Here is a 22,665-nt window from a genome sequence, read left to right as displayed (position 1 = left end):
CTTCCGTAAGCTTGATTACATATTTTCTGGGTCTTGCCATAGGAATCACCGCCGTTTTTTTCTTAGTATATACCAAAACGGCTGTATTTACCAGCATAATTTATCTATATATCAACATGTCACTACAGTAGTATAATTGTGTCAATCCTACAATCTGGATATGGGAAGCTGATAAATGGGAGGATTTCATGGAAAAATTAAGAGCAATTCTTTTCACGGCGGGTCTAATGCTCTTTCTTCTGGCAGCGGTAACGGGCTTTCTTTCCGTACAGGACTATTTGGATATTCTTCCGGCGGAAAGTTACGAGGATAAAGGTGTCTATACCTTCCGGCCTTACCAGGTGCTGCCGGTCCAGGTGGAGAATACCGGAACCGGACGGGAGAAGCGCATGAATCCCACCAAAACCGTTTACATGGTCTATTACAGGGATACGGAGGCAAAGGGGTATCGGTGGGAGGAAAGGGCTGTCAGCCGTGAGAGCGGAGAGAAGACCGTGGATGCGGGGGTGACTGTGGAACGCAGGGTTCTAAGCATTTTGAGTTCGGGGGCCTATATCACCGTGGCGCCGGAGTTGGATGCGGAGCGCTATACGGCGGGCCTGCGAAGAAGGGATTTGCTGTTACTGGGGGCGTCGGCGGCATATATTCTGTTTTACCTGGGGGCCTGGTGTGTCTTATGGTACAGGCGGAGGAAGTCAATATGATAAGGAATCAGCTGAAAGAGAAACTGGAAGAGCAGCGGAAGGTGTACGAGGCTCTGAAAGCCGGGGATGCAGGTCTGGTCTGTTATAAGGAATTCCAGAACGGAGAATGGGGCACGGACGACGCCAATTACACCAACCGCCTGCGACTGGCCTATTACCTTCTGTATGATCAGATTGACGACGAGAATATAGTAGAATATCTGTTCCGGGAGGAGCTGAAGGACAGGGAGAACAATTCCTTCCAGGGCATCGGGAGTACTCTGTGTATTTTGACATGGCTGTTGAGGAAGTATAACCAGGACCACAAGTACGACAGTCTGTTTGAGCAGGCAAAGAATGCGAATTTTGACTGCGCCTGCGGTTATGACCCGGAAGATACGGTTGAGGAGGCGTTCGACAGGAATGACCTTCTGGATTGTATTTATCTGTGCCGGGAACTGGAGTATAAGGATGTGATGGGCCTGTTGGTGGAGGCCTGGAAAAAGGAGACGGAGGATGGGGCGGGCTGGAACCATTCCAACCGCAGGATGCTGATCGAATTTCAGGCCTGTCTGGGCAGAGAGGGGGAAAACGAGAAGCTCTATCTGGAGCAGCTGCAGGAAACTTTGGAGGCAGATTCGGGAAAGGCGAGGGACATCATTGCAGGATACCGGGATTTGATTCGCCATTATCTGGATGTGGGGGACTATGGGGAAGGGGCCAGGTACTGCAGATTGGTTCTGGAAACCATGGACTGCGGAGAAATCAGAGGAATTCGTCTGTTTGACGATATCCTGGAGGAATGCTGCGAAGTGATTGCCCAGGTTTCCGGAGCGTGTATGAAAAATCATTCCCGCCATCTGTCGGAAAGCAATTCTGAAACATGCTCCGGGGAAAATGACGGGCTGTGGAAGCGGATAAAAGCAGAGCTGAAGAGCAAGTCCCGGTCTGCCTGGTATGGAAACCTTTATTCAAAGGCAATTGCCGCCGGGAAGGCCATGAATGACCCATATGCCCAGGTATTGGAGCGGGAGTATCTGGAATGGCGGAAAGACCGCGGTATAGTAACAGAATAGCCAATATCGGATGCTTTCCGGGGCGGCTTCTGTTCGTTTTGTCGTGGTGATACTGGTTCCGAAAGCCATTGAGACATTGAAACGGATAGAGAGACAGGGCGAGTACATGTTCATGCCATGTACACAAAAAACAGCGGAACCCCACATTTTATGGGATTCCGCTGCACATTAACCAGAGCGATAGACTGGACTCGAACCTTTTTCAGCCTTCGAAAGCCAATAAAATCAAGGAGGAATGCACACTGTCTACAAAGTGTCTAAATGAAAAAGTATAAATAAAGGTAAGTAAAGCCATGTGGGAAGACTCTCATATGGCTTTATTCTATAGTATAAATATCTAGGTAAATCTGACAATATCATTTGGCGAACAATCCAAAGCGCGGCACAATTTTTCAAGTGTCAGAATGGTAATGTTTCCATTTTTCCTTAAGTTGTATATGGTCTTAGTGTCTATATCCCCATGTTTTATCAAATAGTATTGCGATATATGTTTTTCTGCCATAGTCTTCCATAGTGGGCTGTAATCTACCATTTCTGTATCCTCCATGTAGGTATATTATCCCGCATTATAAGGGAAATTTGCAGAATGAGAATAATCATAATGATTTTTAACATTGTGAAAAAAGTCATAATATGATATTATGTACAAAAAATAAGGAAGACAGACATATGGTTGAAATTGAAAACTTAAAAAAGGAAATTTTAGATTTGATTACACCCTATCTTGCAGAACGCGCTGGGAAAATTTACATTGAAAATGAGGAATATAAAGAATCCTCAAAAAATGCGGATTTGATATTTGAGGAATTGAATGAGACATTGACGGATGAACAACAGGAATTACTTGAACGGTATTCTGTTGCAAATAACATTACAGTAGCTCTTACCGAACGACTTGCATATCAACAGGGAATGCGGGACTTCCTAAATCTTTTTATTTCACTCTTAAAGGGATAGCAGATTTAAAGAAATCAGGGACCAGACAGAGAACCGTTTTGAAGTCGTGGAGCATACTAAAACGAATCAGGACCGTTTCGTGATACTGGTTCCGAAAGCCATTGAGACATTGAAACGGATAGAGAGACAGAGATGCGTAAGACCTACGCCAAACTTGAATGCCGGCGGCGTCTCCTTAGACTGCATCCGGGAGCTGGTGGGGCATGAAGACGAGCGCACGACTTTCCACAATTATTGCTATAACCGGGAGACGGATGCCCGGACACATGAGAATATCGAGCGTGCGCTTTCACGGGATAAAGTGTAATCAAATGTAATCAGAACACATGTACACAAAAAACAGCGGAACCCCACATTTTATGGGATTCCGCTACATAAAAAGAAGAGCGATAGACGGGACTCGAACCCGCGATTTCCACCTTGGCAAGGTGGCGCTCTACCAACTGAGCCACTATCGCATAAAATAATTCATTGTCTCCTGAACGCCTTCATCTCTGAAGATTTCCTGCGAACAAAATGTATTTTACTACAAGATTTTCCTGTTGTCAATAAATTTTTTTATCTTTGACCGAAGTGCTGTATCTGTAGTAAAATGGTAGCAGTTCAGACAAAACAATAAAACCTTCAGGAGATTTGGATATGAATGACGACATGACAAAATCAAATTATCAGCCGCTGACGATCTCTGCAGCCGGGATTACCGTGACTTTTTTCCCGGACAGTCTGTGCTGCCGGGTGGAAGCCGGTAATCGTATCTGGGAACAGACCTGTCCTCCACGCATTGAGCGGAAGGAGTGCTCCGCAGTATTATTTTCAGATGCAGCCTCCATTTCGCACAGATATTATCAAAGCGGTGTGGGAACGGGGATTCTGTCTTCCTATGACGGCTTTGCCGAGATGGAGAAGTTTTCCTTTGAGACACTCATCTGGATTGAGCATGCCACCGGGAATGTGCGGTTTGAGCTGATTCCGGGCAGAGACGGGGAGGCGTTTGCGGCAGTACACTGGCCGACGCCTTTTGCATTTGACAATCCTGTCTCTTCTTCGTATACGGTCATGCCTGTACTGCAGGGGATTTTGATTCCCAATACATGGGAGACGGCCGTCGGAAAGCTGCCTTTTAACGGACAGATGTGCAGTGCGGGAGCTTATATGCCGTGGTTTGGCCAGGTGGAGGCGCGGAGAGGGTACATTGCCATCTGTGAACAGCCCTGGGACGCCGGATATGAAATTGACCATCCGGCGGGAGGGCCTTATTCTCATGTGGGAATGTATTTTCTGCCCAGCCTGGGACGCCTTGCCTACCGGCGTGTTACGCGGTTCACGTTCCTGGAAGACTGTGATTACAATGATTTGTGCAAGGTTTATCGGTCCTATGTGAAAGAGACAGGGCTTTTTACTACGCTGGCGGAAAAGTCGGCGCGAAATCCTCTGGTCAGGAAGCTGGTGGGTGCAGCCATTGTACATAAAGGAATCAAGACGCATGTGTCTCCGGATTCTTTGTTCTATGACAGGGAGCATCCGGAGAAAAACGATGTGGTTATCCCTTTTGCGGAGCGCACCCGGGAGATTCTGCGGTTCCGGGATAAGGGAATGCGCAGGCTTTACCTGCATCTGGACGGCTGGGGAGATCCCGGCTATGACAACAGACATCCGGACTATCTGCCTGCCTGTGAGGAGGCCGGCGGCTGGGAGGGGATGAAGGAGCTGTCCGAAACCATCCGGGAATGTGGCTATATGTTCGGCCTTCATGACCAGTACCGGGATTACTATATGGATGCGCCTTCTTTTGACCGGGAATTTGCCTGTGAGGCGCCGGACGGCTCGATTTTTGATATGGCCAGGTGGGCCGGAGGACGGCAGAGCTATCTGTGCGCCACGCAGGCGCCCTATTATGTGAAGCGGAATTTTGAGGAGGTGCTGCGGCATGGCATTCATCTGGAAGCTTCTTATCTGGATGTGTTCACCTGTAACGAAGGCGATGAATGTGCCAATCCCCGCCACAGAATGACCCGAAGGGAATGTTTTGAATATCGAAGCGCCTGCTTCCGGTATCTGTGTTCGAAGAAAATTCTGCCCAGCTCCGAGGAATGCGGCGATTGGGCCATGAGAGATCTTGTGTTCTGCCATTACGGGCCTTATGATTTTATGCTGGAAAAACCGGGAACGCCCCGGAGAGGAATTCCGGTTCCTCTGTTTAATCTGGTTTACCATGACTGTATCATTCTGCCCTGGCCCATGGACAGACTGCCGGATACGGAGGATTATATGCTGTATGCCCTGTTAAACGGCGGCGGGGCCTATGTGGATAAGGATGGAGCTTATCCGGACTGTGACGGTGCGTTTGACGCGGCCAGGGAAAAGCAGCTGGACGAGGACATTTCCCGTTACCGTGTGGTGGCCGCGCTTCAGGAGCAGGTTGCGGATTATGAGATGGTACGACATGAATTCCTGGACGGAAGCCCGCACAGGCAGCGGACTCTTTTTGCAGATGGCACACAGGTGACAGTGGACCTGAAGAGCGGAGAGTACCGGATCAGCCATCCATGAATGCCTTTTGTAAAAGGTATTTTCAGAGAAGCGGATTTGGGCCGGACTGACCGGAAAGGTATAAATATTTTGAATGGACATGAGGTTCCGGCTATGATATACTGGTGTTGTCGGAGAGGGCTTATCGCAAGGAGGAAAGGAATATGGCATTAACGAAGGAAGACCTGAAGGCGTTGTCGGATTTACTTGACGAAAGGCTCGACAAAAGATTAGAACCCATGGAGAAGAAGCTGGACAAAATTGAGAACAGACTCGATACGGTCGAGAGCAGGCTTGATACGATTGAGAGCAGACTTGATACGATTGAGAGCAGACTTGATACGATCGAGAACAGACTCGATACGGTCGAGAGCAGGCTTGACAAAGTTGAGAGCAGACTCGACCGGCTTGAGACAGATGTGGCAGCGGTGAGAAAGGGGTTGACGGAAGTCCGGGGAGCACAGATCAAAATGGACCGCAGAATTTCCGATATCTACAATCTCGCTCTGGACGCATGGGGACAGGGTGTGGAGAACAGAGCATGGCTCCAGAGAATGACAAAGTGACAAAGTAGTATTTATGTGATTCGGGCAGATCACAGACAGGGCAGAGACGGATGCAGATTCCGGTCTCTGCCTTTTTTCCTTCAATAAATGTGAGGATTCATCAATTATATATTAGTATTGTCCATTGCGGAGAAGCCGGCGGCAGCGTATAGTGGAAGAGAGAGGAGGAATAACACTATGGAGGGAAACGCAAATCTGCAGGAAAAGAGAGGACGGGAAGTCCGCATCCTGGACCCGGAGCTGCAGCGCCGGCAGGCGGCGAACAGGGATTATATGTATCATCTGGAAAATCGTTTTCTGCTGCTGAATTTTAATCTGGAGGCAGGGCGGGACACTTCGTCCAATGTAATCGAAGACATGCACGGGGGATGGGAATTCCCCACTTGCCAGCTGCGGGGACATTTTCTGGGGCACTGGCTGTCAGCCGCCGCAATGAATTACCATGCCACCGGCGACAGAGAGCTGAAGGCGAAGGCGGACGCCATAATAGCCGAACTGGAGGAGTGCCAGAAGGAGAACGGGGGCTCCTGGGTGGGACCCATTCCGGAAAAGTATCTGTACTGGATTGCCGGGGGCAAGAGAGTCTGGGCGCCCCATTACACGATTCACAAGGTATTTATGGGATTGCTTGACATGTACGAATTTGCGGGAAATCAGACGGCGCTGAAGATTGCAGAGAACTTCGCCGAATGGTTTTATGACTGGAGTGCAGGGTATTCCCGCGAAGAATTTGATGATATCCTGGACTTTGAGACCGGAGGCATGCTGGAGATATGGGCGCAGCTGTATGATTTTACCGGCAATGAAAAATATCGGGAGCTGATGGAGCGCTATTACCGGGGACGTCTGTTTGACCCGCTGCTGAGAGGCGAGGATGTGCTGACCAATATGCATGCCAACACGACCATACCCGAGGTAATCGGATGTGCCAGAGCTTATGATGTGACCGGTGAGGAAAAATGGCGACGGATAGCGGAAAGCTACTGGGAGCTTGCCGTGACAAAGCGTGGCTGTTATGCCACAGGCGGACAGACCTGCGGTGAAATCTGGTCTCCCATGAAGAAGCTTTCCGCCCGGCTGGGGCAGAAGGGACAGGAGCACTGCACTGTCTATAATATGATGCGTCTGGCAGGATTCCTGTTCCGATGGACCGGAGATCCGGCCTACCTGGATTATCAGGAGAGGAATCTGTACAATGGGATTATGGCGCAGGCCTACTGGCAGGGGAATTTTACCCACGGATTTACCAGTCCTTATCCCACGAAGGGTCTGCTGAGCTATTTCCTTCCCATGCAGGCGGGGGCCAGAAAAGGATGGAGCAGCAAAACAGATGATTTCTTCTGCTGCCACGGTACGCTGGCACAGGCCAATGCGGCGTTCAACAGAGGCATTTATCATCAGTCCGGAAGAACGATTTATGTCAGCCAGTATTTTGACAGCGAAGCCGCATTTGACGTGGAGGGTACCTCTGTGACCCTGCTGCAGAAAAGGGATCCGCTGACGGGAAGCAGTCATCTTTCCAGCGACTCCTCCGCGAGGCAGTCGGTGCTTGAAGATACCAGGAAATGGCCGTCTAATCCGGATTGCCTGGTGCCCTGCCTGCGCGTTCAGACGCCGGAGAAGATCCAGATGACACTGATGATTCGGATTCCCTGGTGGATAGCTGGAAAAGCACAGATTTTAGTCAATGAGAAGGAAGTATTCTGCACAGAGCAGGGAGGCATTTTTGTACCGCTGGAGAGGACCTGGGAGGACAAAGATGTGGTGCGCATTGTGCTGCCCAGAGCCGTGAAGGCACAGGCACTGCCTGACAGAGAGGACACGGTTGCATTTCTGTACGGACCGGTGGTGCTGGCCGGTCTCTGCGAAGAGGAGAGACTTCTGCATGTGCCGGATATCGCACACCCGGAAAGTGTCCTGGTTCATGACAATGAGCGGGAGTGGGGGAGCTGGAAATCCACCTTCCGCACGGTGGGGCAGGAGAGAGGCATCCGGTTTATTCCGCTGTATGAAGTGGGGTATGATACATATGGCATTTATTTTCCGATAAAACCTTGAAAGAATTTTAACGTTTCGTTATCGCGCAGTGATTTTAATCAGGAGGGATTACACTATGAGTTTGAGAGAAAGCTATCAGCCGTTTTTTAAGATGGGAGCAGCAGTTCCCGGCAGAATTTTCGGAGAGGAAGTCACTCTGGCACACATTGTGAAGGAGTATGATTCCATTACCTGTGAGAATGACATGAAGCCCATGTTTCTCCTGGACGAGGCACGCAACTGTGCCGAGCCGGAGAAATACGACCGCTGCCCTGCGGTTAAGTTTGACACCATTGAACGCTATATGGATTTTGCGAAGGAGAAGGGGCTTGGCGTCAGAGGACATACGCTGGTGTGGCACAACCAGACACCCAGATGGTTTTTCACGGAAGGGTACAGCAAAGAGGAGGAGGCGCCGCTGGCAGACCGGGATACCATGCTTGCCAGACTGGAAAATTATATCCGCGGTGTTCTGGAATCCATCCAGCAAAGGTGGCCCGGGGTGATTTACGTCTGGGATGTGGTAAACGAGGCCATTGACAACGGAGGACTGCGGGAATCCCTCTGGACGAAGACAGTGGGAGAGGATTTCGTCATCCAGGCATTTCGGTTTGCCAGAAAATACGCGGACAGTAATGTGAGTCTGTTTTACAATGATTATGATACCTTTGTGCCCTGGAAGAGAGATGTCATCTGCGAACGTATCTTAAAGCCTCTTCTGGAGGAGGGCCTTGTGGACGGCATGGGCATGCAGGCTCATCTCACCATGGAGACAGATATGGGTGAGTTTGAAAAAAGCCTGAAATGTTTCGGGGCGCTTTCCCTGCAGGTACAGGTTACAGAGCTGGATATTCACAATGCGGATCCTTCGGAGGACTCCATGAATGGACTGGCTGACCGGTATGAGAAACTGTTCCGAATGCTCCTGGACAGCCGAAAGGAAGGCAAAGCAAATGTTACGGGAGTCACCTTCTGGGGATTGCATGACGGTATTACATGGCTTACTTTTTTCAGAAGAGAGAGAAGTTATCCGCTGCTGTTCGATGAAAATCTTCAGCCGAAAAAGGCTTATGAAGCTGTGCTTTCTGCTAGCATATAGTCCGCCCTGTCCAAAAGTGTTTTTTAGGGATTTGTTTTAGAAATCTTTAGAATTGCCTGTGTAATATTTTAAGAATTGTCCGTTATACTTAGGTAACATCAGAAGAGGCATGTCAGACTGCCGCAGTGCGCAGAGACAGCCTCGCCTGAAATGACAGCAAAAGGATTTGCAACGGACAGGGAGAAAACAGACAGATGGCAATGAATGAACAGGCAATAACGAAACAGATAATGACAAAGCAACCAATGACCAAACAGCCAATGACAAAACCTTCGATGGCAGGGCAGGCAGAAAAATATAAAAAATGGGTGACGGCGGGAGTGCTGGCGTTATGCCTGCTGTTTACGGTGTTTTTATGTAAGGCTTATTTTGACGGGAAATTTAACTCGGTGGATACTTTCCAGAAATATATGGCAGGCTTCGGCCTGCTGGCGCCTTTGTTTCTGGTGGCGGTGCAGGCGGCGCAGGTGGTGCTGCCGATACTGCCCGGGCTTGCGGGCTGTGTGGCAGGGGCGCTTATGTTCGGGTGTATGGGCGGATTCTGGTGCAATTATATCGGCATTTCCGCAGGCTCCATCATTGCTTTCCTGCTTGCCAGGAGATACGGAAGCGGATTGGTCAAGAGGATGTTCCCCGGAGAGAAGTATGACAAATGGGCCAACTGGGCAGGCAACAGTAAGTTTTATACTGTGATATTGTTCCTGGGCATGGTGCTCCCGCTGTTTCCGGATGATTATTTCTGCTATTTCACCGGAATCACAAAAATGAGCACGCGTAAATTTGTGGCGATTATTGTGCTGGGGAAACCCTGGTGCATTCTTGCCTACTGTATCATGGCTTCGGCGGCGGTGGCGTAAGCAGCCGTCCGCGCAGCCAGTTGGACAATCTGACTTCTATCAGGGCATGGCTGACCAGCGCCAGGCCCACGCTGACGGCAATGGCAACAGCCGTACCTGCCAGGGCCCGGGAGCTGCAGACAGAAAAGTCGAACACGGCTCTGTCCAGCAGCATGACAGGATAGTAATGCATCAGATATAAAGAAAAACTGATATTGCCAAGTCTGACCAACGGACCTGGCATTTTTTTTGCGCTCAGACCTGCCAGGAAGGCGCAGAGTACAATGAGCAGAGCGGGCAGGCCCCACAGAATGGGCCTGCGGAATCCCAGAATATTGATGTGAGGTTTCGTAATCAGAAGCCCCCAGAGACAGCCCAGGCAGCCCGGAAATCCCAGCAGGAGACAGGCTCTGGGCAGTTTTCTGGTCCGGTACAGGCGATACAGCCCCCATGCGGCATAGTAGGCAAGGATTCCATAGATAAATTCCAGCATGACCGGATTTCCATAGAAAGCCAGGGCAGCAGGCGGGGCGGGCACCAGCCGGGCGATAAGTATGGTCGCAATGAGGAAAAGGCTGCAGAACAATCCCCGGAATCGGTGGCTGATGCCCAGAGCAATGCCAAATATAAGATAGAAAAACAGTTCACAGTTCACAGTCCAGCCGATGCGCATCAGAGGCTGAAGCACACCGCCGCCTATGTCAAAGGGGACAAAGCAGAGGCTTTTCAGCAGGAATACCGGGTCTGCATTTGTCTGCTGGAACATGGTCGGAAACAGCAGCAGCAGTATAAAAGTGCCCACAGTCATCAGGTAGTACAGCGGCAGAATGCGGATGAGGCGCTTTGCCAGAAAATGTCTGCCGTCTCTGTGAGTGGAGAACATAATCATGAAGCCGCTGATACAAAAGAAAATATCCACGCCGAAGGCGCCGCAGTTTAAGAAGCGGATGTGTTCCAATATGATAAAAACTGCCGTAATTCCCCGCAGTACCTGTATGGAATCAAAATGCATCTGATGAAAATCTGGTAATTTCTCTTCTTCCATGAGCGTCCTTTCATGTTGTGTCCGGCTTTCCCGAAACAGCTCCGCCATAGTTTATTTTGCCATTATACCGTATTTTGCCGCAAAAAGCCATGCCCAAAATGCAGATAAAGATTTCGCCGGAAAAAAGAACACAAAGGACAGCACTTTGCCGAATAAAATCATTGCGTTCCCGGGCAGTATCGTATAAAATTAATTTAGGAGACGGTTCTGTGAAAGCAGAAGCGGAACTGAGTACAGCAATCGTCCCGGGACGGTTAATTACGGAGCTGGAACAGCGAGAACAGGAGGGAAAAGGGATGAAGATGATTTTTGTCGGAGCGGCCCACGAGGTGACAGGAAGCTGTCATTATCTGGAGGCGGCAGGAAAACACATGTTAGTGGACTGTGGTATGGAGCAGGGCGTGAATGTCTTCGAGAATGTACCTCTCCCGGTGGATGAATCGCTGATTGACTATGTATTTCTGACACATGCGCATATTGACCACACGGGATTGCTGCCTCTTTTGTATGCAAAGGGCTTCCGGGGACAGGTATATGCCACGGATGCCACAGCAGATCTATGCAGCATTATGCTTCGCGACTGCGCTCACATTCAGATGATGGAAGCTGAGTGGAAGAACCGGAAGGCGAAGAGAAGCGTGGCGCTTACCGCCGAGGAGCCTCTGTACACCATGGAGGACGCGGAAGGTGTGATCAAGAGACTTGTCCCCTGCCATTACGGCACGGAAGTGAAGGTATGTGACGGTGTGACCATTCGCTTTACGGATATCGGCCATCTGCTGGGATCTTCCAGTATAGAAGTATGGCTGACGGAGGAGAATGAGACGAAGAAGATCGTTTTTTCCGGAGACATCGGCAATAAGAACCAGCCTCTGCTGCACAGTCCGATTCCAACGAAAGAAGCGGACTATGTGGTGATGGAATCCACTTACGGAGACAGACTTCACGGGGCGGAGCGGCCGGATTATGTGCATGAGCTGGCCGCCATTCTGAAGGAAACCTTTGACAGAGGCGGTAATGTGGTGATTCCCTCTTTTGCGGTGGGCCGGACCCAGGAGCTGCTCTTTTTCCTGCGGAAGATCAAGGCGCAGCGGCTGGTGAAGGGACATGAGAATTTTCCGGTGTATGTGGACAGTCCGCTGGCGGTGGAGGCCACGGGCATCTTCCAGGACAATCGGATGGAATGTTTTGCCGGAGAGGCTTTGTATCTGGTCCAGGCAGGTATCAATCCCATTTCCTTCCCGGGGTTAAAGCTTGCCATTACCAGCGAGGAATCCAGGGAAATCAACTTTAACGAGACGCCGAAAGTCATCATTTCCGCTTCCGGAATGTGCGATGCCGGACGTATCCGGCATCATCTGAAGCATAACCTCTGGAGACCGGAATGTACCATTCTGTTTGTGGGGTATCAGGCGGTGGGAACGCTGGGCAGACTGCTTGTGGACGGAATCGACGAGGTGAAGCTTTTCGGTGAGTCCATTCAGGTACGGGCGGAGATTAAAAAGCTGGTGGGCATGAGCGGTCATGCGGACAAAAACGGGCTGATCGAATGGCTCTGCGGCTTCGAGGAGAAGCCGAAAAAGGTGTTCGTGGTCCATGGCGAGGACAGTGTATGTGCCGGTTTCGCGGAATGTCTGAAGCTTGAGTACGGTCAGAGCACATACGCGCCGTACAGCGGGACCGTTTTTGACCTGCTCTCCGGTAAGCTGGAATATGAGGCAAGGCCTGTGCCTGTGAAGAAGAAGGCGAAGAGCGTCGTTTCCAATGTCTATGCCAGACTGCTTGCGGCGGCGCAGCGGCTGCTTAACATGGTCAGGGGAATCGACGGTATGCCGAATAAGGATATGGCGAAATTTGCCGACCAGATTAACTCGCTCTGTGATAAGTGGGAGCTGTAACGACTGTTGTTTCAACAGGATATCAACATTGCAGGACTTGAGAACCTGAATTTCAAAAGGCCGGGACCTGCAGATGAAACGAACACCTGCGGGGAGGGAAAGTATATTTATGAATATCATAGCGGCAGCGGACAGAAACTGGGCAATCGGCAGAAAAGGCCGCCTGCTTGTCAGCATACCAAACGACCATAAATTTTTCCGTGAGGAGACCATGGGGAAAGTCGTCGTCTTCGGACGAAAGACCCTGCAGACCTTTCCCCAGGGCATGCCTTTGCAGGGCAGAACAAACATTGTTCTTTCCAGGGACGCGGCCTTTCGGGTGAAAGGAGCTGTGACGGTTCATTCCCTGGAGGAGCTGAGACAGGTGCTGGAGCCCTATCCGACGCAGGATGTCTACTGTATCGGCGGAGAGAGCATTTACCGCCAGCTTCTGCCCTGGTGCGACACGGCGCATATTACGAAAATCGACCATATTTATGAAGCGGATGCATATTTCCCTGATCTGGACAGAGACTCCGGCTGGAGGATTACGGCGGAGAGCGACGAACAGACTTACTTTGACATTCCCTATACCTTTTTCCGCTATGAGAGGAGAAAATAAAACCGGATATATTGACTTTTTACGGGAAAAGGATAATAATGTTACCAACTCCCACGGAATGCCGGACGGATTACGATTCGGAAGGGGAGAGGCGGGAGTAATTTTACGATAAACACAGGAAAGAAGGGAACGGCAATGGAAAAGAAAAACATAGATTGGGGTAATATCGGATTCGGATATATTCAGACAGACAAACGATATGTTTCCTTTTTTAAGGATGGGGCATGGGATGAAGGCGTGCTGACAGAGGACGCCAATGTGGTTTTAAACGAGTGTGCGGGAGTGCTGCAGTATGCGCAGACCATATTCGAGGGACTGAAGGCCTATACCACAGAGGACGGACATATCGTGGCTTTCCGGCCGGATTTGAATGCAGAGAGGATGGAGTCCTCCGCAAAGCGTCTTGAGATGCCGGTATTTCCGAAGGAACGCTTTGTGGATGCCGTGACGAAGGTGGTGGAGGCAAATGCCGCTTATGTGCCGCCTTACGGCAGTGGGGCAACCCTGTATATCCGCCCCTATATGTTCGGATTCAACCCGGTTATCGGCGTGAAGCCTGCGGATGTGTATCAGTTCAGGATTTTATGTACCCCTGTGGGTCCTTATTTCAAGGGAGGTGTGAAGCCTCTGACCATTCGTGTCAGCGATTTTGACCGGGCGGCGCCTCACGGAACGGGAAATATCAAGGCAGGTCTGAACTATGCCATGAGCCTGCATGCCATTGTGACAGCCCACGCGGAAGGCTATGATGAGAATATGTACCTTGATCCCGGCACGCGCACGAAGGTGGAGGAGACCGGAGGGGCCAATTTCCTGTTTGTGACCAGAGATGGCAGGGTGGTTACCCCCAGGTCAGACAGCATTCTGCCTTCTATCACCAGACGTTCTCTCGTGCATGTGGCGAAGGAATATCTGGGGCTGGAAGTGGAGGAGAGAGAAGTATTCCTGGAGGAGGTAAAGGATTTTGCAGAGTGCGGTCTGTGCGGCACGGCGGCAGTGATTTCTCCTGTAGGAAAGATTGTTGATCATGGTAAGGAGATATGCCTTCCCAGCGGAATGACGCAGATGGGGCCTGTCACAAAGAAGCTTTACGATACCCTGACGGGGATTCAGATGGGCAGAATCGAAGCTCCCGAAGGCTGGATTCATGTGATTCAGTGAAATTCCGCCCGGAAGGGAAGCAGGCGATAATGTCAGTTTGGAAGTAAGGCGGGATATGAACAGAAAGTTTTTGAATATTTGTGAGAAATGCGGATGCCTGTTACTTGTGCTGATGCTGCTGACTGCCTGCGGAGAGGACGGCGGGGCGAAGGTGGTCTTTACCACCGGACTGGGAAAGGACGAAGTCTTCCGCATCGGGGATGCGGTCTGCACCACGCCGGAGCTGATGGTCTATCTGACCAATACGCAGAATCAGTATGAAAGCGTCTACGGCCCCGAGGTATGGAATGTCTCTCTGGACGGAGTCACACTGGAGGAGAATGTAAAGGAGACAGTGCTGGCGAAAACGGCTCAGATTAAGACCATGTACCTTCTGGCCGGAAAACGGGAAGTGGAACTGGACGAGACGGAAAGCAGACAGGTGGAACAGGCGGCAGAGGAATATTTTACTTCCCTGAGTGAGAGGGAACAGGAACTCATGGGTGTGAATGCTGATACGATAGAAAAGCTTTACCGGGAATACGCTCTGGCAGACAAAGTATATCGTTACATCATTCAGGATGTCAACCCGGAAATCAGCGATGACGAGGCGCGCACCATCACTGTACAGCAGATTCTGTTTCGTACCAGTACCGTTGACGGCGCCGGGAACAGAGTTGAGTATTCCGATGAAATGAAGCGGACAGTCTATGATAAGGCCGTGGAAGTGTGCGGAGAAGCGAAGGGAGGGGAAGCCGATTTTGTGGAGCTTGCATCCCGCTACAGTGAAGATGCTTCGATTACCCTGTCTTTCGGCAAGGGGGAGACGGAGGCTGATTTTGAGGAGGCGGCTTTTTCTCTTGAAACAGGAGAAATCAGTGAGGTAATTGAGACCACAGACGGCTATCATATTATCAAATGTATCAGCACTTTTGACAGGGAACAGACGGATTTGAATAAGCTGGCTATTGTGGAAGAGCGGAGAAGAGAGGTGTTCGGACAGGAGTATGATGCCTTTGTGGAGACGCTGGCCCGACAGCTGAATGCAAAACTGTGGGAAGAACTTGCCCTGCTGCATGACGACCAGGTAACTACAGCTGATTTTTTCGATATCTATGCGAAATATTTCCCGGAATAAAAGCTTTGTGAGCTGACTGGTTTTATTTCGAAGCAGTTTAGAAAAATTTTAGAAAGCGAAAAAAGCCCATTTTACGGGCTTTTCAATGTGATTATTAGCACTCAGTTAAAATGAGTGCTAATTTTGCCTTGACTTTTGGATAAGTCAGTCTTAAACTATGTGTCAGGGTGAATCGACCAGGTTTTGATGTAACAGTTCAGGCAGAAAGCGGAACCGTTGCATTTGTTTCAGAGATTATACAGAAAGGGATGTTGTAAAATGGCGAAGAGCGGTAATTTATCTATCAACAGTGAAAACATTTTTCCGATTATCAAAAAGTGGCTGTACTCCGACCACGATATCTTTTACAGGGAGCTGATTTCCAACGGCTGCGATGCTGTGACAAAGCTGAAGAAGCTGGATATGATGGGGGAATATACGCTGCCGGAAGGGTATAAGGCCCGGATAGATGTGGTGGTGAATCCGGAGAAGAAGACCCTGACCTTTACGGACAATGGTCTGGGAATGACTGCGGACGAAGTGGAGGAGTATATTAATCAGATTGCGTTCTCCGGTGCTGCAGATTTTATTGAGAAATATAAGGACAAGAGTAATGCAGACCAGATTATCGGGCATTTCGGCCTGGGATTCTACTCTGCTTTCATGGTGGCAGACGAAGTGCATATTGACACGCTTTCCTACAGAGAAGGCGCGAAGGCGGTTCACTGGGAATGTGATGGCGGAACCGAGTATACCATGGAAGAAGGGGACAGGACCGAGGTAGGTACTTCCATTACGCTGTTTCTGAATGAGGACTGCCTGGAGTTCTGTAATGAATACAAGGCCCGGGAGGTTGTGAAGAAGTATTGTTCCTTTATGCCCACGGAGATTTACCTTTCCAAAGCGAATACCACAGAGACGCAAATCATCAAAGAAGACGAGAAGCTTGAAGATGATGAAGTGCTGGAGGTAATTGAGCCTGAGAAGAAGGAAGAGAAGAAAGAAGAAAAGGCGGATGCCGAAGATACGGAAGCGGAGACCGGGGAAGAAGAGGAAGAGAAGGAGCCGGAACCGGTTAAGCTGAAGATTAAGAAGCGCCCTGAGCTGGTAAACGAGACGACACCGCTCTGGACAAAGCATACCAACGACTGTACCAGAGAGGAGTATCTGGAATTTTACCGCAAGGTATTTCATGATTATAAGGAGCCGCTGTTCTGGATTCACCTGAACATGGATTATCCGTTTAACCTGAAGGGAATCCTGTATTTCCCGAAGATTAACATGGAGTATGAGTCCATTGAAGGAACCATCAAATTATATAATAACCAGGTGTTCATTGCGGACAATATCAAGGAAGTCATTCCGGAATTTCTGATGCTGCTGAAAGGTGTCATCGACTGTCCGGATCTGCCTCTGAACGTGTCCAGAAGCGCCCTGCAGAATGATGGCTTTGTGAAGAAGATTTCCGAATACATTTCCAAAAAGGTGGCGGACAAGCTTTCCGGTATGTGTAAGACGGAAAAGGAAGAATATGACAAATACTGGGATGACATCAGTCCCTTTATCAAGTTCGGCTGCCTGAAGGATGACAAATTCTGCGAGAGAATGAATGATTATATTCTGTTCAAGAATCTGGATGGAAAATATATGACTCTGCCGGAGTGTCTGGAAGTGAAGCCCATGGGCGACGAAACCAAAGCGGAGGACGGGGAGAAGAACGCTGCCGATACCGGGGAGGAGAAGGATACCTCCGGAAGCGCCATAGATGAAAACGGTGAGAAGGTGGAAGCTGAGGTAGTCTCCGATGAAGACGACACAGAGGAGCAGGACAGGGAAGAGAAAAAAGAGAAGATCATTTACTACGTGACAGATGAACAGCAGCAGGGCCAGTATATCAGGATGTTCCGGGATAACGGAATGGATGCGGTCATTCTGACTCACAATATTGATCAGCCCTTCATTCAGCAGCTGGAGTCGAAGAATGAGGGTGTGAAATTCCAGAGAATCGACGCTGATGTGACAGATGCGCTGAAATCCGAAACTTCGGAAGACGTTGAGAAGGAGCTGGAGGAAGAGGCGAAGGCACTGGGCGAAATCATGAAGAAGGTTCTGGGCAATGACAAGCTTACCGTGAAAGTGGAGAAGCTGAAGGATGAGAAGATTTCTTCCATGATTACGCTGTCCGAGGAATCCAGACGTATGCAGGACATGATGAAGATGTACTCCATGCCCGGCATGGACATGGGCGGTTTCGGCAGCGAGGGTGAGACGCTGATTCTCAATGCGAACCATCCGCTGGTACAGTATGTGAATGAACATCAGGAAGGTGAGAATGTGGACATGATCTGTCAGCAGCTCTATGATCTGGCGAAGATTCAGCATGCGCCGCTCGCACCGGAAGCCATGACAAAATTTGTTGCCAGAAGCAATGACATTATGATGCTGCTGGCGAAATAAAGACAGGAAGATACCATAATCGACACAGGAATGGGAAAAGGATACCGATGAAGGGCCTTTTCCCATTTTTGCACAGGGTGCGTAAGGAGAACCGGAAAGGGCTGAAATATTCTTTCCGCTCACCCGGGTTCTGAAATCCTTGTCACTCCCACATAGATTTCTGAGATCTCGTACCAGGTGGGATAGTCTGTGACACCGGTCTGGGGCAGATTGAAGATACCCTGGAAGATGCGCACTGCCTCCGCTGTGGCAGGCCCGTAGATACCGTCTGCGGTTACCCTGGGAATGGCGGGGTAATTTCTGGAGATTCGATTCAGCTGGGTCTGGAGCTGCCGGACTTTTTCTCCTGAGGAACCTACACTCAGATCATAGCCGGGCCAGGAGGAAGGAACGCCCGAGATGATGTCCGCAGTGTTGATATACATATCATTCCCGTAATAATACCGTATGATTTCAATGGCAGAATATCCCTCGCTGGCCAGGTACATGGATCCCCACTGGCTCAATCCGGAACAGGTGACCCGTTTGCCGTCGCAGTAGGAAGTAAAGATGGGCTGGCGTACTCCGGGTCTGGACAGATAGTTGGCAAAAATCGTGTCCACAAGGTAATCAATATTCTCGAAAATATTTCTGCCGTATACCCATTTCTGGTCATAGGCTGTGGAGGAGGTGATGGTAAAGTTGTAGCCCTGGTTCCGGTACCACTCTGTATACACTCTGTTCAGAGTGAAAGACATAATCACCAGAATATTGGCATAAATCGCGTTTTCCGGCCAGGTGGAATAGATTTCACAGGAAGCCACATTTTTGATGTAGTCTTTATAACGCACCCAGTAATTGGGGGCGGTGGGATCGCCGGGGACGCCGTCGTGTACGATGATATATTCAGGAATGACCACCCGGCTCAGGACGATTTCGCCGGTCTCAGCCATGGGTTTGATTTCTTCTTCGGGTATTTTAGGGGGGAAATCCCCGAACAGGGTATGAGCCGGTATAATGACCACTTTTTCATCTTCTTCCGAGGCGGCCAGCGGATTCATACGGACAGGCTGCAGGGAAAGCTCATTTGCAAAAATTTCAGAACCGGAGATCAGGACAGGTTCATACCCTTCGGCTGTGACTTCAATATTATATTCAGAATAGGGCTGCTGTTCGTTTTCCGGCTGCAGTGACAGATCCAGAGGCGGTGCCGGGAGCTGGATGACGGGAGTCTGACCGGAACTGTCGGTGGTGAGCACATCCAGCGGGGAGCCGGGGTCACCTGTGTAAGAGATGGTGACGGAAGCATTCTCCACGGGAACCATCCCAATGGAGGAAACTACGCTGATTCGAATGGAACCGGTATAGGATACGACTTCGTTTTCTTCATTCGGCATTTCTGTTAAATTTGTATCAGGCATAATTGTCCTTATGCGCCGGAAGGCGCAGATAAATAGAGTTATACTATTATATGCAGCAGGTGGGAAAGGGTTACAGGGTCTGCCGTCAAAGTCCAGGATTCCTGCAAGGACTGACAAAGGGCTTTCCTTTAATGCAGAGGGACGGCGGAGAAGGGGTGGGAGGTTCTTTCCTCGGCAGGGGTAACGCGCCGATGAACTAACTGCCAACAGAAACTAAGGAGCGAAAGTACCGCTCCCAAGTTTCAGTAGGCAGTGGATTTCATCTCTGCTAAGGGCACCCCTTTGGTGCTGTCGGAAAGAACCTCCCACCCCTTCTCCGCCTGTTTTTCCGCAGGTTTTAGAAAAAGTGCCACAGATCGGCTTATAGCTCCAGATGGCTGGAGCTTTACAAAACGCGCTGGACCAGAACGCTTAGTCCATATCTGCCCCAGGCCAGTGTAACTTGCAAGAAACAGGCAGAGGAGGCCGGTGGCTCTTTCCGAAAGCACCAAGGGGTGCCCTTAGCAGAGGTAAAATCCAGCCTCTACGCAGACTTAAGCGCGGTACTTTCGCGCTTTAGTCGAAGTTGAGGATTAGTTTACCGGCGCGTTACCCCGCCGAGGAAAGAACCACCGGCCTCCTCTGCCGTCCCTTTGCTTTCACCCTGACCTGCCGCAGTAATCCCGGTCTCAGCGTCAGGGCCCCGGCAAGTCCTTGCAGGAATCTGGACCTGGCGGCAGTCCTCTGTGAGCCCTTGCAGGTCCCCTGGTCTCAGCTTCAGGGCCCCGGCAAGTCATTGCAGGAATTCCGGACCTGGCGGCAGTCCTCCTGTAAGTCCTTGCAGAAATCCCGGCCCCATGTGCATTAAACAGGAACTAATTTTGAAAATATGTTTTACTTTTAGGAAGAAAACGGGTAAAATAGCAGAAGGAGAAACGGAGGGCAAGATGGAAGTACAACAAAATACTGCGATATCCATAGAGGAAATGGATCCGACATTTCTCTTTATATGGAAAGGAACAAGAGGCAAGAACTGCGGGAAGCCGGAATACCACAGTCATGAACACCTGGAGATGGCCTATATTCTGTCCGGAGAGGGAAAATACCGCATCGAGAACAAAATATATGACATTCGGGAGGGAGACCTGCTGATTATTAATCCCGGTGTCAGACATCAGGCGCTGATCTGCCCGGAGGCGGATGTTCCGACCACAGAGTTTTTCGTGGGGTTTTCCGATATCCAGATTACGGGATGTCCGGCCAACTACATGCCCCTTCCGGAGGGGGAGTGTATTCTGCATACTGCCGGAGAGCTGAGCCAGAGGCTTTTTAAGATCTGCTCGTCCATGGAGGCTGAGAATGCCGTCCGCAGGCAGGGACGATATTTTATGCTGAAATCCTATCTGATCCAGCTGCTGCTTCTGGTCATCAGAGAGCAGTGCGAGCCCATGGAGAGACCGAAGGGCTGTGCATTTGAGTCCGCCAATAAAAAATATGTGGTAGAGCAGATAATAGATTATATAGAAGATCACTACAGTGAGAAAATTTCCCTTGACCAGATAGCGGAGAATATGTATCTCAGTTCTTTTTATATCTCCAGGATTTTTAAGAGTGAAACGGGGAATACTCCTATACGGCATCTGATTAATATCCGTCTGGAGAAGGCAAGGGAGCTTCTGGAAAACGGCTATCAGGGGAGCATTCAGGAAGTGGCGTCCATTGTCGGCTATGACGATGCATACCATTTCAGCAAGCTTTTTAAAAAACGTTATGGGATTTCGCCTTCCCAGGCCAGAAGGAGCTCGTGAATTGTTTATTTTTTAACTATTTGAAAAAGTGTTTTCAAATGGAGCAGAACTTGATACAATACTTTTGATTTCTGATAAAAGGGACAGAGGGTCCGGAGCGGAGGTAAGCATTTATGAGATATTTCTTTGAGTCGGTTGTGGAGAAAAAGGAAAAAGGATATATGATTCGGATTCCTTTTAATGTGTGGGAAGTCAGTAAGCACAGAGATGTCATTCAGGGCGAGGTGGTGCTGGATAACAGGATTATCGAATGTGAGCTGCTCCCGATAGATAAGGGAAACTATGAGATTCACATTGCAGACAATGATGCGGTGAATGTGGAGCCGGGTATCACTCATAAGATTCTGCTGCACATTACAGGCAGCCTGATTCGGATGGATCAGAACAGTCCTTATGATTTTGAACATCCCATTCGGGAGATTGACAGCATGAAGGTGATTATTCAGCCGGAGGACGGGCTCTGCGGACAGGCCTGCGTGGCAATGCTGGCAGGAAATACCATCGCGGAAGTGATCAGCGTCATGGACTGCCGTGAATGGCAGGCGACCATGGGACGCATGATTTCGGCCCTGAATTATTATGGGATTGACCACAGCGACGTGATTAATTACACGGAAGGCCGGGATGCGGTGCTCCCGAAATGCTGTATTCTGATGGAGAAAATGGGGCGTTTCTGCCATTATCTGATTCATTATGACGGAAAATATTATGATTCCAATTTAGGTGTGCTGGAAGAATACGATATGTCGAAGCTGCTGGGATATTTGGAGATTAAATGTAACTGACGGGTTATACGGTGTTCAGTGACTTGTCGGAATAACTGCGTTTTGTCGGATGAAAGTCAGAGAAAGAGAAATAATCCGGTAGAATTGAACTAACACAAAGGGGCTGACGCAGGAAGCATGCTGCTGGGGCAGGGCCATATCCAAAAGGAAAGTCTCTGTCTCGCGCATATGCTTTTGCGGCAGCCCTTTGCGGGGTCAGAAGGTATACTCTTTGCGGCAGTACTGGAAAGTCCGGAGTCTGCTGTTCCTGTCATAAGTTACGGTATAGCAGTCGTCCGGAGCTTTCTCTTCCTCTGTTTTGTCCAGCAGAATATCGAAGAATGATTTCTGAGAGCTCTTCTGCCTCTGCTGCTCGGAATCTCTGTTCTCCTTTTTCAGTCTGGGCACGCTGACTACCATCTGAACCGGGTACACTTTGAAATAGTTTTGAATTCCAATTCCGTTTGCTCCGTGAATCCCTCCCTGGATGTATATTTCAACAGTGACATTTGTACTATATATATCGGCAGATATGGAGGAATATCTTACCGAAAACAAAATCTAAAATAAATATTAAATCAGCGGACAAGGATTAAAGTGAGATAAGAAGAGAAAAAGAAAGATAATCGGAGAAAAAAAGAGATATTGAAATTTAGTTTTCTGTGAATATGTT

At 49.6% G+C, this 22,665-nt stretch carries 20 protein-coding genes and 1 tRNA gene; 16 read left to right on the top strand and 5 right to left on the bottom strand.

The window, feature by feature from the left end; genetic code table 11:
- Positions 1-188 precede the first annotated feature (188 nt).
- Positions 189-704 (top strand): hypothetical protein, encoded by a 516-nt coding sequence (locus NSB25_RS04525; RefSeq protein WP_103238020.1) that lies wholly within the window; start codon positions 189-191, stop codon positions 702-704.
- The gene (locus tag NSB25_RS04520) at positions 701-1,759 is read left to right on the top strand and encodes a hypothetical protein (RefSeq protein WP_103238021.1); all 1,059 of its coding nucleotides are present in this window, start codon (positions 701-703) and stop codon (positions 1,757-1,759) included. The genes NSB25_RS04525 and NSB25_RS04520 overlap by 4 nt, the downstream gene beginning before the upstream one ends.
- Before the next feature lie 337 nt (positions 1,760-2,096).
- On the opposite strand, the gene NSB25_RS29625 is transcribed toward NSB25_RS04520, so the two are convergent.
- A complete protein-coding gene (locus NSB25_RS29625) occupies positions 2,097-2,261 on the bottom strand; it encodes a helix-turn-helix domain-containing protein (protein ID WP_306817555.1) in 165 nt (54 codons plus the stop codon).
- A 167-nt stretch (positions 2,262-2,428) separates the two neighbouring features.
- Here NSB25_RS29625 and NSB25_RS04510 point away from each other — a divergent pair, with 167 nt between their 5' ends.
- On the top strand, positions 2,429-2,716 hold the full coding sequence (locus tag NSB25_RS04510; RefSeq protein ID WP_103238023.1) for a DUF6809 family protein: 288 nt from the start codon (positions 2,429-2,431) through the stop codon (positions 2,714-2,716).
- 46 nt (positions 2,717-2,762) lie between these two features.
- Positions 2,763-3,023: a hypothetical protein gene (locus NSB25_RS04505; RefSeq protein WP_146039961.1), complete on the top strand. Its 261-nt coding sequence runs from the start codon at positions 2,763-2,765 to the stop codon at positions 3,021-3,023.
- A 78-nt stretch (positions 3,024-3,101) separates the two neighbouring features.
- On the opposite strand, the gene NSB25_RS04500 is transcribed toward NSB25_RS04505, so the two are convergent.
- A tRNA-Gly gene (locus NSB25_RS04500) sits at positions 3,102-3,174 on the bottom strand.
- Positions 3,175-3,355: 181 nt separating this feature from the next.
- On the opposite strand from NSB25_RS04500, the gene NSB25_RS04495 reads away from it, so the two are divergent.
- The 5 genes from NSB25_RS04495 (at position 3,356) to NSB25_RS04475 (ending at position 9,804) form a co-directional block, all read left to right on the top strand.
- The gene (locus tag NSB25_RS04495; RefSeq protein ID WP_242982279.1) at positions 3,356-5,266 is read left to right on the top strand and encodes a DUF5696 domain-containing protein; all 1,911 of its coding nucleotides are present in this window, start codon (positions 3,356-3,358) and stop codon (positions 5,264-5,266) included.
- Between the two features lie 143 nt (positions 5,267-5,409).
- Positions 5,410-5,811: a hypothetical protein gene (locus tag NSB25_RS04490; RefSeq protein ID WP_103238025.1), complete on the top strand. Its 402-nt coding sequence runs from the start codon at positions 5,410-5,412 to the stop codon at positions 5,809-5,811.
- 177 nt (positions 5,812-5,988) lie between these two features.
- Positions 5,989-7,869: a beta-L-arabinofuranosidase domain-containing protein gene (locus NSB25_RS04485; RefSeq protein ID WP_103238026.1), complete on the top strand. Its 1,881-nt coding sequence runs from the start codon at positions 5,989-5,991 to the stop codon at positions 7,867-7,869.
- Positions 7,870-7,924: 55 nt separating this feature from the next.
- On the top strand, positions 7,925-8,947 hold the full coding sequence (locus NSB25_RS04480; RefSeq protein ID WP_103238027.1) for an endo-1,4-beta-xylanase: 1,023 nt from the start codon (positions 7,925-7,927) through the stop codon (positions 8,945-8,947).
- 194 nt (positions 8,948-9,141) lie between these two features.
- A complete protein-coding gene (locus NSB25_RS04475) occupies positions 9,142-9,804 on the top strand; it encodes a TVP38/TMEM64 family protein (RefSeq protein WP_242982280.1) in 663 nt (220 codons plus the stop codon).
- Here NSB25_RS04475 and NSB25_RS04470 read toward each other — a convergent pair.
- Positions 9,779-10,876 carry an acyltransferase family protein gene (locus tag NSB25_RS04470; protein WP_103238028.1) on the bottom strand — a complete coding sequence of 366 codons (1,098 nt, stop codon included), beginning with the start codon at positions 10,874-10,876 and terminating at the stop codon, positions 9,779-9,781. The genes NSB25_RS04475 and NSB25_RS04470 overlap by 26 nt on opposite strands.
- Before the next feature lie 248 nt (positions 10,877-11,124).
- Here NSB25_RS04470 and NSB25_RS04465 point away from each other — a divergent pair, with 248 nt between their 5' ends.
- The 5 genes from NSB25_RS04465 to htpG all read left to right on the top strand — a co-directional run bounded on the left by NSB25_RS04465 (position 11,125) and on the right by htpG (position 18,041).
- Complete coding sequence (locus tag NSB25_RS04465; protein ID WP_103238223.1) at positions 11,125-12,726, top strand: MBL fold metallo-hydrolase RNA specificity domain-containing protein; 1,602 nt, start codon at positions 11,125-11,127, stop codon at positions 12,724-12,726.
- Between the two features lie 109 nt (positions 12,727-12,835).
- Positions 12,836-13,327 carry a dihydrofolate reductase gene (locus tag NSB25_RS04460; protein ID WP_103238029.1) on the top strand — a complete coding sequence of 164 codons (492 nt, stop codon included), beginning with the start codon at positions 12,836-12,838 and terminating at the stop codon, positions 13,325-13,327.
- Positions 13,328-13,435: 108 nt separating this feature from the next.
- The gene (locus tag NSB25_RS04455) at positions 13,436-14,488 is read left to right on the top strand and encodes a branched-chain amino acid aminotransferase (protein ID WP_257479229.1); all 1,053 of its coding nucleotides are present in this window, start codon (positions 13,436-13,438) and stop codon (positions 14,486-14,488) included.
- 55 nt (positions 14,489-14,543) lie between these two features.
- Positions 14,544-15,605, top strand: a complete 1,062-nt coding sequence (locus tag NSB25_RS04450) for a peptidylprolyl isomerase (protein WP_103238224.1) — start codon at positions 14,544-14,546, stop codon at positions 15,603-15,605.
- Positions 15,606-15,863: 258 nt separating this feature from the next.
- Positions 15,864-18,041, top strand: a complete 2,178-nt coding sequence (gene htpG / locus NSB25_RS04445; protein ID WP_103238031.1) for a molecular chaperone HtpG — start codon at positions 15,864-15,866, stop codon at positions 18,039-18,041.
- A gap of 119 nt (positions 18,042-18,160) precedes the next feature.
- Here htpG and NSB25_RS04440 read toward each other — a convergent pair whose 3' ends face one another.
- Entirely contained in the window at positions 18,161-19,441 is a 1,281-nt protein-coding gene (locus NSB25_RS04440) for a peptidoglycan-binding protein (RefSeq protein ID WP_242982281.1), read from the bottom strand.
- Positions 19,442-20,367: 926 nt separating this feature from the next.
- Here NSB25_RS04440 and NSB25_RS04435 point away from each other — a divergent pair.
- Both NSB25_RS04435 and NSB25_RS04430 read left to right on the top strand, forming a co-directional pair.
- Complete coding sequence (locus NSB25_RS04435; protein ID WP_103238226.1) at positions 20,368-21,228, top strand: helix-turn-helix domain-containing protein; 861 nt, start codon at positions 20,368-20,370, stop codon at positions 21,226-21,228.
- 113 nt (positions 21,229-21,341) lie between these two features.
- Positions 21,342-22,013, top strand: coding sequence for a hypothetical protein (locus NSB25_RS04430; RefSeq protein WP_103238033.1), 672 nt, complete (start codon positions 21,342-21,344; stop codon positions 22,011-22,013).
- Positions 22,014-22,208: 195 nt separating this feature from the next.
- Here NSB25_RS04430 and NSB25_RS04425 read toward each other — a convergent pair whose 3' ends face one another.
- Complete coding sequence (locus tag NSB25_RS04425) at positions 22,209-22,400, bottom strand: hypothetical protein (protein ID WP_257479227.1); 192 nt, start codon at positions 22,398-22,400, stop codon at positions 22,209-22,211.
- Positions 22,401-22,665: the final 265 nt, after the last annotated feature.

The organism is Acetatifactor muris (assembly GCF_024623325.1).
Classification (GTDB): Bacteria; Bacillota; Clostridia; order Lachnospirales; family Lachnospiraceae; genus Acetatifactor; species Acetatifactor muris.
Note: the sequence above shows the minus strand (reverse complement) of the source record. Positions and strands in the feature narration are given on the sequence as shown.